This window comes from Wolbachia endosymbiont of Drosophila willistoni (genome assembly GCF_040084705.1).
GTDB classification, from domain to species: domain Bacteria; phylum Pseudomonadota; class Alphaproteobacteria; order Rickettsiales; family Anaplasmataceae; genus Wolbachia; species Wolbachia pipientis.
Map to the genome: position 1 here is coordinate 1118398 of NZ_CP157591.1, position 15762 is coordinate 1134159.

Annotated in this window: 11 protein-coding genes and 1 tRNA gene; 11 read left to right on the forward strand and 1 reads right to left on the reverse strand. The window is 34.4% G+C overall.

The features are described 5' to 3' along the window. Positions 1 to 577 precede the first annotated feature (577 nt). The 7 genes from ABL518_RS05775 to dapA all read left to right on the forward strand — a co-directional run bounded on the left by ABL518_RS05775 (position 578) and on the right by dapA (position 7085). Positions 578 to 2323, forward strand: a complete 1746-nt coding sequence (locus ABL518_RS05775) for a type I secretion system permease/ATPase (protein ID WP_095742748.1) — start codon at positions 578 to 580, stop codon at positions 2321 to 2323. Between the two features lie 361 nt (positions 2324 to 2684). Further along, on the forward strand, positions 2685 to 4124 hold the full coding sequence (locus ABL518_RS05780) for a hypothetical protein (protein ID WP_015589193.1): 1440 nt from the start codon (positions 2685 to 2687) through the stop codon (positions 4122 to 4124). Positions 4125 to 4128: 4 nt separating this feature from the next. Next, positions 4129 to 4737 (forward strand): hypothetical protein, encoded by a 609-nt coding sequence (locus ABL518_RS05785; RefSeq protein WP_010082450.1) that lies wholly within the window; start codon positions 4129 to 4131, stop codon positions 4735 to 4737. Between the two features lie 4 nt (positions 4738 to 4741). Next, positions 4742 to 5557 carry a hypothetical protein gene (locus ABL518_RS05790; protein WP_010082449.1) on the forward strand — a complete coding sequence of 272 codons (816 nt, stop codon included), beginning with the start codon at positions 4742 to 4744 and terminating at the stop codon, positions 5555 to 5557. 13 nt (positions 5558 to 5570) lie between these two features. After that, positions 5571 to 5644: transfer RNA gene (locus ABL518_RS05795), tRNA-Arg, on the forward strand. 67 nt (positions 5645 to 5711) lie between these two features. Next, complete coding sequence (gene ssb / locus ABL518_RS05800) at positions 5712 to 6194, forward strand: single-stranded DNA-binding protein (RefSeq protein ID WP_010082448.1); 483 nt, start codon at positions 5712 to 5714, stop codon at positions 6192 to 6194. A 9-nt stretch (positions 6195 to 6203) separates the two neighbouring features. Continuing rightward, positions 6204 to 7085, forward strand: coding sequence for a 4-hydroxy-tetrahydrodipicolinate synthase (gene dapA, locus ABL518_RS05805; protein ID WP_038199100.1), 882 nt, complete (start codon positions 6204 to 6206; stop codon positions 7083 to 7085). Between the two features lie 38 nt (positions 7086 to 7123). On the opposite strand, the gene ligA is transcribed toward dapA, so the two are convergent. Next, the gene (ligA, locus tag ABL518_RS05810; protein WP_348994372.1) at positions 7124 to 9112 is read right to left on the reverse strand and encodes an NAD-dependent DNA ligase LigA; all 1989 of its coding nucleotides are present in this window, start codon (positions 9110 to 9112) and stop codon (positions 7124 to 7126) included. A gap of 214 nt (positions 9113 to 9326) precedes the next feature. Between ligA and gltX the strand changes: the two genes are divergently transcribed. The 4 genes from gltX (at position 9327) to rpsR (ending at position 15758) form a co-directional block, all read left to right on the forward strand. Then, positions 9327 to 10649 carry a glutamate--tRNA ligase gene (gene gltX / locus ABL518_RS05815; protein ID WP_010962828.1) on the forward strand — a complete coding sequence of 441 codons (1323 nt, stop codon included), beginning with the start codon at positions 9327 to 9329 and terminating at the stop codon, positions 10647 to 10649. Between the two features lie 682 nt (positions 10650 to 11331). After that, on the forward strand, positions 11332 to 14661 hold the full coding sequence (gene dnaE, locus ABL518_RS05820) for a DNA polymerase III subunit alpha (protein ID WP_348994403.1): 3330 nt from the start codon (positions 11332 to 11334) through the stop codon (positions 14659 to 14661). Positions 14662 to 14709: 48 nt separating this feature from the next. Next, positions 14710 to 15483, forward strand: coding sequence for a 30S ribosomal protein S6 (locus ABL518_RS05825; protein WP_010082465.1), 774 nt, complete (start codon positions 14710 to 14712; stop codon positions 15481 to 15483). Continuing rightward, positions 15483 to 15758, forward strand: a complete 276-nt coding sequence (gene rpsR, locus ABL518_RS05830) for a 30S ribosomal protein S18 (RefSeq protein ID WP_007548890.1) — start codon at positions 15483 to 15485, stop codon at positions 15756 to 15758. The genes ABL518_RS05825 and rpsR overlap by 1 nt, the downstream gene beginning before the upstream one ends. Positions 15759 to 15762 lie beyond the last annotated feature (4 nt).

Here is a 15762-nt window from a genome sequence, read left to right on the forward strand (position 1 = left end):
TATGATGGATTAAAGATAAAAAAGGTGGAGAATATCAGTAGCTTATTATTCTGGTATTTATAACAAGAACGGTCAGTGAATACCTAAATTTGAGTAAAAGAAATTTCACTACCACTCACTAATCTGGCTAAAATTCAAGAATTTCAATGCTTTAGCTATTTTCAATAGAATTAAATTTATTAATATAAATAACAAATTACTATTCTTAAATTTGATCAGATTGATTGCAAAAAAACAAGATTTTCAATAAGTTGCTTATAATCCTAATTATAGTTAGCCTTTCATAAGTAGCGATGCAACAAAGCCATCCCAGTGTCAGCTACTTTCATGACACCATTTGCTGTGCAGTTTACCTTCAAAAATGAATGTTCGTACAGCTATGGAATGAATCGCGGTATGACGTAGCTTCGCTATAGGCAATGAAGGAAATATTAACTATACTTCTTTTTACCATTGTTTATATTTCCTATTCACATATATTAATATTTTACTCACTTAAAGTAAGCTAACTACCGTTATTAATATTTTTGTAATAAAAATTGTATATGGTGCATGTAATCAAATTAAGAGGAAGATTGTGGAAATTACGCCATCAATAAAAAAAGAATTGAAGCAAAGTACTCTATATGTTTGCCTAGAAAAATGCAAAAGTGCATTTTGGTTTATCTTTTGGTTTAGTGCGGGAATCAATTTATTAATGTTATTCCTACCACTTTATATCTCTCAAGTGCTTGATCGGGTGATATCGAGCGAAAGTGTATCAACACTAACTATGCTGACAATTATCACTTTATCTGCATTTGCATGTTCTGCAATGCTTGAAACTTGTCGATATTTAGCCATGGCAAAAATAGGTGATTGGATCGATAAAACTGCAACACCAGATCTGATAGTAAGGTCAATCAGGCTAACGTCAGTGCAGAGCTCAACTTCAAGTGGTGAAGCAATACGAGATCTCGGAGTGATAAAAAATTTCATTACAGGAAATGGTATATTCTCACTGTTTGATACTCCATGGTCGTTAATTTACCTTGTTGTGATTTTCATGATACATACCTCCACGGGGTTTATAGCTATTACTGGAATTATTATATTAGTCTCTATGGCAATATGGAATGAACTTGCCACTAAACGAATATTACAAGAAACCAACGAAGAAACTATACGGAATATCAATGCTATAGATGTTGCAACAAGAAATGCAGAAGTGGTTGAAGCTATGGGCATGTCAGAATTCATAGTCTCTGATTGGTGTAAACGAAATGATCAGAACCGAGCAATGCAAATTAAAGCACAAAATCGCTCTAATGTAATTACTGGAATCACTAAATTTTTGCGCTCAACTCTGCAAATATCAGTAATTGGAACAGGTGCATTACTTGCAATCACAGCTCATAAGACTGCCGGTAGCATCATCGCTGCTTCAATTTTAATGGGTAGAGTATTAGCACCATTTGACGCTGCGGTTCATACTTGGAAGTTTTTAAATCAGGCTAGAATGTCATATGGAAGGCTACAAAGACTTATATTAACATCGCCAAAAAGAGAGCAAACGATGGCTCTACCAGAACCTGAAGGAAAATTGGAATTTGATAGAGTATTTTTTACTCCTTATGGAAGCAATAAGCCGACAGTAAAAGGAATATCATTCATTATAGATCCTGGAGATGTAGTTGGTGTTATTGGTGCAAGTGCTTCTGGTAAATCCACTATCGCAAAATTAACTGTTGGTGTATGGAAGCCAATATCTGGTGTAGTCAGACTAGATGGCGCTGATGTATATACTTGGAATCGAGAAAATTTTGGTAATTATGTTGGCTACTTACCTCAGGATATTGAGTTATTTAACACTAGTGTCAAAGCTAATATTGCTCGCATGAGGCCAGATCCAAATCCTGAAGAAATAATCAAAGCAGCAAAAATTGCAGGAATACATGAACTAATACTAAGCTTACCAAATGGATATGATACAACAATAGGAGGTCCTGGAGGAGTAACGCTCTCTGGCGGCCAAAAACAGCTTCTTGGACTTGCCAGAGCTTTTTATGGTCACACAAAACTTTTAGTACTTGATGAACCAAACGCTAACTTAGATAGCAATGGAGAGGCATGCTTAATTAATGCAATTGGCATTGCAAGAAAACAAAATACTACTACTGTTATCATCACTCACAAGCTACCGTTATTGTCCGTAGTTGATAAGGTGATCCTCATGTCAGATGGTATCATTTACGCTATGGGACCAAAAGATGAGATTTTGAGCAAATTAGTTGCTCCATCATCAAGTACCACAGAAGATGAGCGCTCTTCAGCAAATGGTTAGTTTACTTACAATAAATTCTGTATCTGAAATAACAACTGTTCCAGAAAAATATATATTTCTTTACCATTAGAAATAATATTACAAGAATAGCAAATAGATTAATAACTCTTATTAATTAAAGTCAATCGGCAGATATAGCTAAAGTGGCTTAGGTTTACCTACAATTTGAAAAACAACAAATTCGTCTTAATGAATTTTCTTAATTTGTTATCTAAATAACTTAATATTAGTGGTAATTTTATAAAAAAATTATAATATAAATAATGTTGCTGCGAAAATTTATAACAATATTTCCCTCTAACGTTTAATGAATTTCAATAAATTGCCTTTTTAATTCTAGATAAGTATATGCTTTGTTAATATGTTTAGTTCAAAATCCAAAAGTAAGTTTATGCTTTCTATTGGAGAAGAAGGCATAATGTTACTATATTTTAAAAATAATACTTTAAATAAAAGGTATTTTGTTAAGGGCAAAAACGATAAAGCAGTTTCCGATTTAATTTCATGTCTTTCGTCAGATAAAAAAGCACCTTTATACCTGGTGCTTAATCATGCAGATCAAAATTACTCGCTACAGTTTATTACAAGGGCAAACAAGATTAGTGCCTATCTATCAGCAAAAACAAAGATGGAGCATTTTTCTCGTAATAATGACATAAGTTCAGTTTTTTTGGTTGAGAAGCCAAACAAATTCAATCAAAACTGGTGCTATCTTCTTGTTTCATCAAAAGCAAAGCATTTAGTAGAATATTGGTTGAATGTGTTTATTGAGATAGGCTCCAACTTTAAGGGAATATTAATGTTTCCTATAGAAATAAGTAATATAACAAAAAAGATTCTACATAAAGATCCTAATAATTGGAAAATTATAGTTGCTGCAACTAAAACGGGAGGCTATAGACAAGTGGTTCTTAAAGAGAATAAAATGGTATTTACGCGCTTAACATCATTTACTAATGATAATTTACCAGGAATTATCGCTGGTGGAATATATCAGGAAGTGCAAGATACTATTCGATCCTTAACTAAGTTTGGGTTTGAAAAAAATAACCCTATCGACCTTTGTATCATAGTGTCAGAAGATATCAAAGCTAGTTTATCAGTCATAAATTTTTCAGAGAACAGTGTGAACATATTAACTCCATATGAGTTAGGCAAACTATTAGGAGCAGAACTAGCTATAAGTGAAAAAGATAACTTTTGCGATACCATAATTTTGTTTCATAGCTTTAAGAATAAATTAGCAGCTATTTTTAATACAAAGGAAACTAAAGAATTTTATCTATTCAATTACCTTTATTTAAACTCTCCTCGAATTTTTCTATACTTCGCCCTGGTTTTAGTTATAACAAACACCCTTTGTTTGCTAAATTTGTATTCAAATTTCAATGTCGCTGATAATTTATCAGCAAAGCAGAACACCTTAAATAACCAATTAACAAAACTTAGCCAAAGCTATAATGTAAAAAAAATAGATGAAATTTATGATTTTATTAATATCAATAATATTTTATCAAAAATAGAATACTCTCCTCTTACACAAGTTAAGTATGTAGAAAAGTTAAAAATACCAGGTATAGAGCTTCGATCATTTGAATGGAATTATAATGAGGCAAAAAGTTATATTACCACAACTTTAAAGTTTAATTTTCAATCCGGTAAAAATATTTCTCATCAATACGAGAAACTACGAAAAAATTTAAACGATAATTTTCGTACCTATGACATTAATATTTCTAGCTTACCTGCTGCTAAAGAGCAAAATCTATCTATTGATGTTGAAATAGGAGAGGCAATGTAGATTAATGACTATCTCTCAATTAAAAAGAAAAGCTACAATTCAGTTTATATCGTATTTGTTATTATCTGTTGGATTAATAGGGTTATTAACATATGTTGTTATCTATAACGAAAAGATTTATAATAAAAACCAAATTGCGATTGATAAAATACGTTCTATTAATTTACAGATTACTGGAATTCAAAAAAAGGAAGTTGTTCTAAATAAAAACCTAGATTTATGGAAAAAAATTTCCTCTTCAAATTTACATAGTAGCAGATACATTGCAAATTTAAATTTCGAGCTTAGCAAGTTATATAAAAAGTACTATATATTAGAACCTGAAATATCAATTTCTATACCCGAAGAAGTTGAGCTCCACAACAAAAGTGAACGCACAAAAGTAATAAAAAGTGAAGTGATCCTAAATTTAAGCTCAATCAGCGATAAGCATATTTTTTTATTTCTACAGTCTATTCCAAATCTGCCAGGTTATGTTATGATCAAATCTCTTATTTTAAATAAGCAGAGAAATATTGATGCTGCAACTATGAATCAGATTTTGAATGGTAATATGATAGAGATAGTGAGAGCTAATATAGTCTTTGATTGGTATACTATATTAAGTAGATAAGGTGATGAACATAAAGCTGTTTTTTATTTTTACGCTACTCATTTCCAATGTTAATGCATATTGCAGTTGTGAAGATATCATAGAAAGCATAGAAATTTGTAAGGAGTATTCTTGCCGACAATATATTGGCAATGAAGATTTTATTGAGCATAAAATATTAGGATTAAATAGTGGAAATTTATGCGTATATATAGAAAAACAAGGTAATGATGAAATGGTTTGTCATCATTCTCAGTATGGAATGATGATAGAAAAAAGATATTTTGAAAGTATTCTTAAAGTTGGCAATCAAGAAATCGACGATTTTATTGATATAGCAAATTTGCGTGCAAAAGAGTGTTTCTTTATCAACAATCAAAAACTAAGCTATACAGATCGGGACGATATAATAAGAGAAGCAGTGGAAAGTGACTTTGACGTTTTGTCACAATATAGTAACGTAAAAAGCATTTTTTTTGATGAAGAGCCAGTTAATAGAATGGTCAATGAAATGGAAAAGTTCAATTTACGATCTTCAAGAGCTGCAAAAGAGGAGGTATCAGATAATTTCAACGGTAAGGTAGTGAGTTTAGACTCAATTTTATATCTTTCTCCCGATACATGGAAAATATGGGTAAATGGAAAACTGTTTATAAATACTAAGGATTTAAAAGTGCACTCAGTCACTGAAAATTATGTAACTTTTGTATGGACCGTAGATCAAAAAGCAATAAAAAAGCATGCGAATGATTCTCAAAATGTATATTTTGGATATGGGAGTATTATGTTTACGCTTTATCCAAAACAAAAATTTGACTTGGATGGCTTATCTATTAAATAACTTAAATATATATGCGCTTGTAGCTCAGTTGGATAGAGCGTTGCCCTCCGGAGGCAAAGGCCGTGGGTTCGAATCCCTCCAAGCGCACTTTTAATTAAATTTGACAATAGTATTTTCACATAAGATAATAAAAGGATTTATTTAGAGCATAATTATGTCTGGTGGTACCATAAACAAAGTCATACTAGTTGGTAATTTAGGAAAAGATCCTGAAATTAGGACTACACAAAATGGAAAAGAAATGGCAAGTTTTTCAATAGCCACGTCTGAAAGTTGGACTGACAAACTTTCCGGTATGCGCTCTGAAAAGACAGAGTGGCATAATATCGTAATTTTTAGTGAAGGATTAGTAAAAATCGTCAAAGATTTTGCACGTAAAGGCAGTAAAGTTTATGTTGAAGGTTCTTTGAGAACTAGAAAATGGACTGACCAAAACGGTGGTGAAAGATACACAACAGAGGTGGTTCTATATAATTTTAATAGCGCTCTTACTCTCTTGGATTCACGAAATAGTGCGCCAAATTCTGATTACAAGCCAAGTGAATACAAACAAGGTGAAACAGAACAAAAAGATAAACACGAAAGTTTTGACAACGATATAAAAGATGAACTACTCGACGATGAAATACCATTTTAACAATTTAAATTGAAATCTACATTTTTATGGACTGCTTGTGTTACTCCTTTTAATTGCAATGGAGATAGTATAGATTATAGCAGTTTGCAGCGTTTACTGACAATGCAAGTTAAAGCTGAAAATGGCGTAGTGTTGCTGGGTAGCACAGGTGAGAGCCTATCGCTTACTGATTCTGAAAAGCGTACATTAGTTGAATTCGTATGTAAGCTAAAATTAAATACGAAAATTATAATTGGCGTACCAGGAGTGAATCTATATCAGACTCTTGAATGGCTTGATTTTTGCAAGGGTATGCCTATTCATGGCTATCTAATGACAACTCCCATTTATGCAAAGCCCGGAATTATGGGGCAGACTTTATGGTTTGAAAAGCTGCTTGAGAAAGCACATGTGCCGGTTATGTTTTACAATATTCCATCAAGAGCAGGAATAAATCTTCACGCTGAAACTGTACGCAACTTATCCAGCCACGAAAAATTTTGGGCTATCAAAGATTCAAGTGGCACTGTTGATACTTTAGCTCAGTATAAGAAAGTTGCACCAAATATTGAGGTCTTTTGTGGAGATGATAATATGATATCCGATATGGCCGCTTATGGTGCGGCTGGCCTGGTTTCCGTTGCTTCCAATGTTTGGCCATATGTAGCACATGAATATGTTAAGAAGTGCCTCAATGGCAGGAACCCTCAGGCAGATATCTGGCAACAGGCTTGCGAAGCCCTATTTATTGCCAGCAACCCAATACCCACTAAAGCACTTTTGCATGATATTGGGCTCATAGAACATCAAACTGTCCGCCTACCGCTCAGCACAGAAGACTTGCCTTCTGTTGAAAAATTGAGGCAAGTCAATAAAATGATTCTTGGATGGAAAGAATTGGCTACTCTCTAAATAGTCTTGCAACTTTGATTTAATATACAATCCAAGTTTCATTTGAACACTCCCAAACTTATCACTTTATGCCACTGGTCTTCATCTAAAATTTCTACACCTAATTCCACTGCCTTTTTATATTTGGATCCTAGTTTTTCTCCTGCAATTAGGTAGTCAGTTTTAGCAGAAAGATGTGAGCTGACCTTTGCTCCCAGAGTTTTGGCTCTTACTTTTGCCTCTCCTCTACTCATAGCAAGTAGCTTACCAGTAAACACTATAATTTTATTATTTAAAACAGAGTTACTAGAGTTGGAGCTCACAGGAAGAATTTGAAGACAAGCAGTAAGATCATTTAACATTTTGATGTTATGTTCCTTAGAAAAAAATGATTCCAAAGATTCAGCCCCTTTTTTTCCTATGCCATCTATACCTACTAGCTCAGTATTATCTAATGACAGTTCAATCATCGAATTATACCAGTTATTATAAGAAACATAATAATCTGCAAGCAATTCTGCTGCAACTTGGCCAATAAATCTAATACCTAAAGAAAATATAAACCTATCTAGAGTTATTACCCTTCTGCTTTGTATAGAATTTAACAAATTAGCTATAGATTTCTCGCCCCAACCAGACTGTTCTTCCAGATTAAATTCATCCAATCTTTCTTCTAAAGTAAAAATATCATGGATTTGTTTTATCAGACCAAGGTCGTAAAAAAACTCTATCTGCTTATCACCAAGGCCAACAATGTCAAATGCATCTTTCGATACAAAATGCTTTAGTTTTTCTATCATTTGAGCTTTACAGGCAAATTCCTCAGGACATCTTACTGCTGCCTCTCCCTCAACCTGACGTACTTTACTACCACATTCAGGGCATACTTCAGGAAACACAAATTCAGGTGTATTTGGAAGACGAGAATCTCTGCTTACTTCAACGATCTGGGGAATTACATCACCTGCCCTTTTGATTGTTACAATATCTCCCTCTCTTATGTCTTTACGTTTTATCTCATCTTGGTTATGCAGACTTGCTCTACTAACTAGCACCCCACCAACATTGACTGGCACTAAATCTGCAACTGGAGTTAAAACCCCTGTTCTGCCCACCTGTATAAATATCTTGTTTAACTTTGTTTTTGCATAAACCGCAGAAAACTTGTATGCAAGTGCTGAGCGCGGTGCTTTGTGAGTATTCCCTAGACGATTTTGTAGTACCAAATCATTTACTTTATAGACTATTCCATCAATATCATAATCCAAGTTATAGCGACAGTTATAGACTTCATTATAGAACTTCAGCATTCCATCTAAACTACTCGTTAAGGACTGATGCTCATTTACGCAAAAACCAAGTGCCTCAAGCTTATTTAGTACCTCACTTTGACTTTTCTCTGCTCCACCAATCAAAGAATAAGCAAAATATCTAAGAGGTCTGCTTGCTGTAATGTTTGCATCCAATTGCTTTAGAGAACCAGCGGCTGCATTTCGAGGATTGGCAAATTCATCGTTTTCATTTAACTTTAAAAAGTCGCTGTTACTGATGTATATTTCACCTCTTACTTCTAGTCTTCCTTGCACACCTTGCAAAAACTTAGGAAAGCCTTTTATTGTTGCAACATTGTGAGTGACATCTTCCCCTACAAAACCATCACCTCGAGTTGCAGCTTTAACAAATCTTCCATCCTCATAAATTGCAGAAAACGACAACCCATCAATTTTTGGTTCACATAATATCTCTATTTTGTCCTCAATTAAAAACCTCTTTATTTTAGACAAAAATTTCTCTACACCTTGTTCATCATAAGCATTCTCAAGGGAAAGCATAGGTTCTTGATGTTCCACCTTAGAAAACCTCTCATCAGGTGGAGCACCAACACTATCTTGTGTTGCATAAATTTCTGGCTCTATTTCAGCTAACTTTTTCTTCAGTTCATCATATTCAGCATCACTTATTTCTGGCTTATTTTTTTGGTGATACAAAACATTATGATAATTTATTTGATCTTGCAGTTTTTCTCTCACCTTTTCTAAGTTAGTCATGATACCAATATAATGCTACATTAGCCTTTGTCGTCAAGCTGTGAATTTTCTTGAATTTATCATATGGTCTTAATCCATCAAATATCAAAGGTGCCACAATGCTATAGCCATACTTATTCTTCTCTTGCTCAATTGTATTAGCAGATCTCGCTTGCTCTAGCCATATATTTATATAAAATTAAAATAAATTAGAGTAAACAATATTGCTATTTAAATGCTAACAAGATTCGCTCCAAGCCCAACTGGCTACCTCCACGTAGGAAACGTACGAACTGCCTTGGTTTGTTGGATGTACACACGCAATCAAAACGGAAAATTTTTACTCCGTTTTGATGATACTGACCTTCAGCGTTCAGATGTCAAATATATAAATGATATCATAGAAGACCTAAAATGGATTGGCATAGATTGGGATGCAAGTTTTAAGCAATCAGAGCGCTTTGAGCGTTACAATGAGGTGTTTTTGCAGTTAATAAAAGAAGGGCATATTTATGCATGCTATGAAACAAGAGAAGAGTTAGACATTAAACGAAAATTGCAGTTAAAACAAGGATTTCCCCCGGTATATGACAGAAGCGCGTTACTTCTAACTGAGCAAGAGAAAATTCGTTATGAGCAAGAAGGACGAAGACCACATTTTAGATTTAAATTGGATAGAAATGAAGTTGTAAAATGGAATGATGAAGTTAAAGGTGAAATAAATATTGCAACCAGTAGCGTCAGCGACCCTGTGGTAAAAAGAGAAGATGGAATTTACACATACATGTTACCTTCTGTTACTGATGATGTTGACTTTAATGTAACTCATATTGTACGCGGGGAAGATCATGTAACTAATACCGCAGTGCAAATCCAAATGATTAAAGCATTAAAAGCGAAAATCCCTACATTTGCTCACCTGCCTTTGCTACATTTTGATGATAGCAAGATATCGAAACGGAAAGGCGGGCTGGATATCAAATCTATAAAAGAAGATGAAATTGAACCGATGGCACTAGTTAGTTATTTAGTGAAGCTTGGAACATCCAATCCAATTGAAGCTTGCGCCTGTATGCAATCTTTGATTGATTCATTTGACATTAAAAAATTTAGCTCAGCATCTGCACAATTCAGCTTGAGTGAAATGTATAAGCTAAATAGCAAAGTGCTGCAACAAATGCTATTTGAAATGGTGCAAGACCGTTTAAATCAAATTGGAGTGGGCTCCTCAGAGTTTTGGTATTTTATAAGGAACAATATAGAAAGGTTTTCTGAGGTGGCCAAGTGGTGGAAAATATGCAAATCTGATATAGAGCCTGTGATTCTTGATAAGGAGCTTATAAAAATTGCGTTCAATGCATTGCCCCAAGGTGATTGTAATGAAAACACGTTGTCAGAATGGGTCAAAACTATTCGACAAACAGTGGATATAAAGGCAAAAAACCTATTTACGCAGTTGCGTTCAGCTTTAACAGGAACAGAAACAGGACCAGAGCTCGCTAAACTATTAATTTTTATCGGCAAAGAAAATATCATTGCAAGGTTAAAAGAAAAGTGAAAACTAAAGAATTATAGCTAATGCAATCCCTACGTCATACCGCGATTCATTCGCGGTATCTCAGCCGCTAACAAGAGATCCCGCTAACAAGCAGCGGGATGACGGTTGTCGTTTAGCCATAAACATTAAGAAATTTACCAAATGAAAAAAAAGGCAAAAGAAGCCCCGTGGTTATTATCCGCTTTAAAATATTGGCGTTTTTTATGTTTTAAACGCTTGACAAGCGAGATTCAGCCGCTTTTAATTGCAACTAACTTACGCTGCAAATGTTTAAGAAATTTACTAAGCAGAAAAAAAGACAAAGAATCCCCGAGTTAGCTAGTCTTTTACTATCTCTGTCGAGTATTGGCATTTTTTGATGTCTTGTAACGCTTTATAAGCGCGTTCAGCTTATTTAGATAAAAATCTAGATGTAGATGAAGTTTTGTAAAGACATACAGTATCTATATACTGCAAAAAATTGAACATAAGACGCCGATACATTAAGTAATCCTTACCTTTTAATCTGCAGATTGGCGAAAGCAAATACAATAGCCTCACTATCATGATAAGGGCGCTGGCGAAGGGTGTCAAGTAAGTTTTTGTATTTTAATTTTAGAATTTTATAGGCTTTTGTTCTCATGAAAATTATGTTCTCATGAGTAAATTAATGTTATCCTTTTTTGTTGATCTAAAGTTTTTTATGTTCATACACTTGCGTGTTCATAGTGTTTATTCGCTGCTTGAAAGCTCGGTTAAAATTGAGGAGCTGATCGGCCTTTGTTTGCGAAATAAAATGCCAGCGGTTGCAATTACTGATTCAGGTAACTTGTTTGGCTCACTTGAATTTGCAGAATATGCGGCAAGTAGGGGAATACAGCTAATAATAGGATGCAATATTATAGTTAAACATTCAGAACAAAATTTACCTATATTATTGCTTGCAAAAAATGAGCAAGGGTACACTAATTTAGTCACTTTGGTGAGTGAGTCTTTTAGAAAGCGCAAGAATAACAGCGATATTCCTTACGTTGATTTTGATGAGCTATTGAATTTAAGTACGGGTCTGATCGCTTTAACCGGTGGATGTTTGGCTCAACTATTGTTGGGGCAAGATAAAGAAACGGTTGAAAAACTGCTTTCAGCATTTAATGGTCATTTATATGTTGAATTGCAGCGTCATGGGCTGAATAAAGAGCTAGAGCTTGAAGAAGCTTTGATAGACTTTGCTTATCAGCGCAATATACCACTAGTTGCAACGAACGATGTGTTTTTTCCAAATAGGTCTGACTATGAGGCTTATGATATATTAACGTGTATATCGGAGGGGAGTTATGCCCTGGAGAATAACAGAAAGAAGTTAACTACCGAGCATTACTTCAAGTCTGTGGCAGAAATGGAGGAGCTGTTCAGCGACATTCCCGAAGCAATTCATAACACTTTAGTGATAGCTAAGCGGTGCTCTTACATGCCAAGAAGCAGGCAGCCTATTTTGCCTAAATTTCCTTGTCGAGAAAATAAAACTGAGAATGAAGAACTGAGGGAGCAGGCAGTTGCAGGATTAGAATTCCGTATTGCGAATGAGACAGACATGGACCTTAAACAATACTACGATCGGCTGAATTACGAACTGAGTGTGATAACTTCGATGAACTACGCTGGCTACTTTTTGATAGTTTCTGATTTCATTCGTTGGAGCAAAGCAAATGGCATTCCAGTTGGTCCAGGAAGAGGCTCTGGTGCTGGATCAATTGTTGCTTGGGGCTTGCAGATTACAGACCTTGATCCAATAAAGTTTGGCCTAATATTTGAAAGATTTTTGAATCCTGATCGTGTATCGATGCCTGACTTTGATATCGATTTCTGCCAAGAGAAAAGGGACCTGGTTATTGATTATGTTCAGAAAAAGTACGGTTATGTTGCTCAAATAATCACTTTTGGTAAATTGCAGGCAAGGGCAGTATTGCGTGATGTTGGTAGAGTATTGCAAATGCCTTACTCTCAAGTGGATAAAATATCTAAAATGGTTCCATTTAATCCAGTAAATCCTGTAACTTTATCACAAGCGATAGAGTTTGATCAAAACCTGCAGAAAGAGCGGGATAGTGATGAGGTAATTGCAAAGCTTCTTGATATATCGCTAAGGCTCGAAGGAATATATCGTCACGTTTCAACTCATGCTGCTGGAATTGTAATATGTGATCAAAAGTTGGAAAATTTTGTTCCTGTGTACTATGATCCAAATTCGGCTTTGCCAATCACTCAATACAGCATGAAATATGTGGAGAAAGCTGGGCTAATAAAATTTGATTTTCTTGGGCTTGGTACGCTAACGCTAATAGATCATGTATGTCGTTTAATTAATCGTGATGGAAAAAAGATTGATATTTCTTCAGTTCCTTTAAATGACCAAAAAACCTATGAGATACTCTCAAGCGGTGATTCAATTGGAGTGTTTCAGCTTGAAAGTTCGGGAATGAGAGAAGCTTTAATTAAACTAAAACCGGACTGCATTGAAGATATTATCGCTTTAATTTCCCTTTATCGTCCAGGACCTATGGATAACATTCCAACTTATGTTGCAAGAAAACACGGACTTGAAAAGCCAGATTATATTCATCCGTTACTTGAGGAAGTATTAAAAGAGACATTTGGGGTAATAATTTACCAAGAACAAGTGATGGAAATAGCCCGTATTCTTTCCGGGTATAGCTTAGCGGAAGCAGATTTGCTGAGACGTGCTATGGGTAAGAAAATCAAGGAAGAGATGAATAAACAACGTGAACTTTTCATCCAAGGGGCAACGAAGAATGGCGTTGATTACGACAGGGCAAGTTATATCTTTGACCTTGTTGCAAAATTTGCTGGTTATGGGTTCAATAAATCTCATGCTGCAGCATATGCGGTGATATCTTATCAAACGGCTTACCTTAAAGCTAATTATCCATTAGAATTTTTTACAGCACTAATGAATCTGAATATTGATGATAGAGATAAACTGAATTTATTTTATCATGCAGCAAAGTTTAGTGGCGTTACCGTTCTTTCACCTGATATAAACAAGTCTCAAGCTGAATTCTCAATAGAGGATGAACGCATACGTTATGGTATTGCTGCCTTGAGGAATGTTGGTTTTTCTATAGCGGAAGGAATAGTGAACGTACGTTCAAGCGCTTGTAAGGACATATGGGAATTCATTCAAAATTCAGGTCATATAATAAATAAGAGAGCGCTAGAAAGCCTGATTAAATCCGGAGCATTCGATAGCGTGCATAAGAACAGAAAGCAGCTATATGAGTCAATGGACACGCTGATTTACTTTGCAAATAAAAACAAACAGGATAGAGAATCAAGTCAAGCTGCTTTGTTTGGTAGTCTTGATGTCCTCAAACCGAAACTTGAGAATGTGGAAGATTTTGATGAAGAGGAAAAATTAGAACATGAGTTATTTTCACTAGGATTTTATTTAACTAATCATCCGCTTGAAAAATTTAGAACTCTTCTGGAAAAGTTAAATATTGGGTTTATCGGAGAAAATAGAACAGCAAAAACTGCTGGGGTAATATTAAATGCACGTATGAGAACTTCAGAGCGTGGAAGGTTTGTTATCCTCACACTTTCTGATCCCCATAACATTTCTGAAATAGCATTCTATAATAATGAAATAATAGAAGAAAAAAGAGATTTATTTTCACCAGGAACATTTGTGATAATTGATCTTGAAGCTTCGGAAAATACAACAAGATTAGCAGGCAAGGATATATCTGAGTTTACAAAAAGAGTCACTTCTACAATAAAAGAATTAGTTCTCACCACTGAGTGCACGGATTCGCAAAAAGCCGCTATGGAATTAAACACAATATTGAAAGATGAAGGCAGAACCAAAATAATGCTAAAACTTCTTCTCGAAAAACATAAAGTGAGCATCTTATTACCAGGTGCATACTCAATTGCTCCTCAAGTAATTTATGAAATATCTAATTTAAGCTGGATTAAAGGCGTAGAAATTAATACAAATAACTTGCTTATATAAAAAAGCTTTATATAATGAAATATTTAATCGGTATTAAAGGAAGATATAGTGAATCTTTATGAATTTACTTTTATAGCACAACAAGGATTGTTACAGCAAGAAGTAGAGGAGATGGTCCAAGAGCTAGCTGTTTCATTGAAAAATATTAAAGCAGATATTATGTTCCAGCAAATCAGGGATATTCTGAAAAAAGGAAATGACAAGCTTACAAAACAAGAGTTAGAAGTGCGTGCTGAGGACATTAAAGAAAGTCTAGTTGCTTACTCTGATTTCTTGGAAGATCTTACAAAAATTTTATGGGTTGAATTAGAAGAAGATCTTTCAAATTTAAAAGAAGTGAAGTCAAAAATCGATAAAGAGTTGAAAGATGACCTAAAAGATTTAGGAATAACGCAAGATTTTACAAAATTTCTAGGAGGCAGTACTAAAAGTGCGTTTATCCATAACGCAGTAAATGCTTTGAAGAGAAATATTTCAGAACATCTAATAAAGATTTTTCAAGATATTTTGAAAGATTTTAGAATAAACGGTCCAACTCAATCGAGCAAAGCGTTGGAAATGCTTTTGAAAAACATTGAAGCATCAGGATTAATCAAGTATGAACATTGGGGTCTTTTGGATTTTGCATATCACAAAAATAAAATGAAGAGCGGTCATTATTGTATAATGTGCATAAGTTCTACTGCAAGCATTCTGGATGAATTTATGCGTAGAATGAAACTTAATGAGAACGTTATTCGCCACTTTCCTGTGCAGGTTGATAAAATTTTTGAAGGTAAATCTCATATGATGAATAAACAAATTGAGGAGCAAAGCGCATAATGATGAAAAGACGAAATAGTTTTAATAATTCTTACGTATCTGTAAATAATAGGACTGGCTTTAGGCGTTCTAAAGTTTGCCCTCTTGCTGCGTCTAAAGATGAAGACATAGATTATAAGAATATAGATTTATTATCCAAGTTTACCTCTGACTATGGTAGGATATTACCTAGAAGATTAACAGGCGTATGTGCAAAAAAACAAAGGAAGTTACGCTTAGCGATCATAAGGGCACGTTTTTTAGCTCTTATTCCTTACTGTACTAAAAAAGTTTAGGTAA

Coding starts and splice junctions, on each gene's coding strand:
- ABL518_RS05780 (WP_015589193.1), top strand. CDS start 2,685: ATGTTTAGTTCAAAATCCAAAAGTAAGTTTATGCTTTCTATTGGAGAA.
- dnaE (WP_348994403.1), top strand. CDS start 11,332: ATGTTCATACACTTGCGTGTTCATAGTGTTTATTCGCTGCTTGAAAGC.
- gltX (WP_010962828.1), top strand. CDS start 9,327: ATGCTAACAAGATTCGCTCCAAGCCCAACTGGCTACCTCCACGTAGGA.
- ABL518_RS05785 (WP_010082450.1), top strand. CDS start 4,129: ATGACTATCTCTCAATTAAAAAGAAAAGCTACAATTCAGTTTATATCG.
- rpsR (WP_007548890.1), top strand. CDS start 15,483: ATGATGAAAAGACGAAATAGTTTTAATAATTCTTACGTATCTGTAAAT.
- ligA (WP_348994372.1), bottom strand. CDS start 9,112: ATGACTAACTTAGAAAAGGTGAGAGAAAAACTGCAAGATCAAATAAAT.
- ssb (WP_010082448.1), top strand. CDS start 5,712: ATGTCTGGTGGTACCATAAACAAAGTCATACTAGTTGGTAATTTAGGA.
- ABL518_RS05790 (WP_010082449.1), top strand. CDS start 4,742: ATGAACATAAAGCTGTTTTTTATTTTTACGCTACTCATTTCCAATGTT.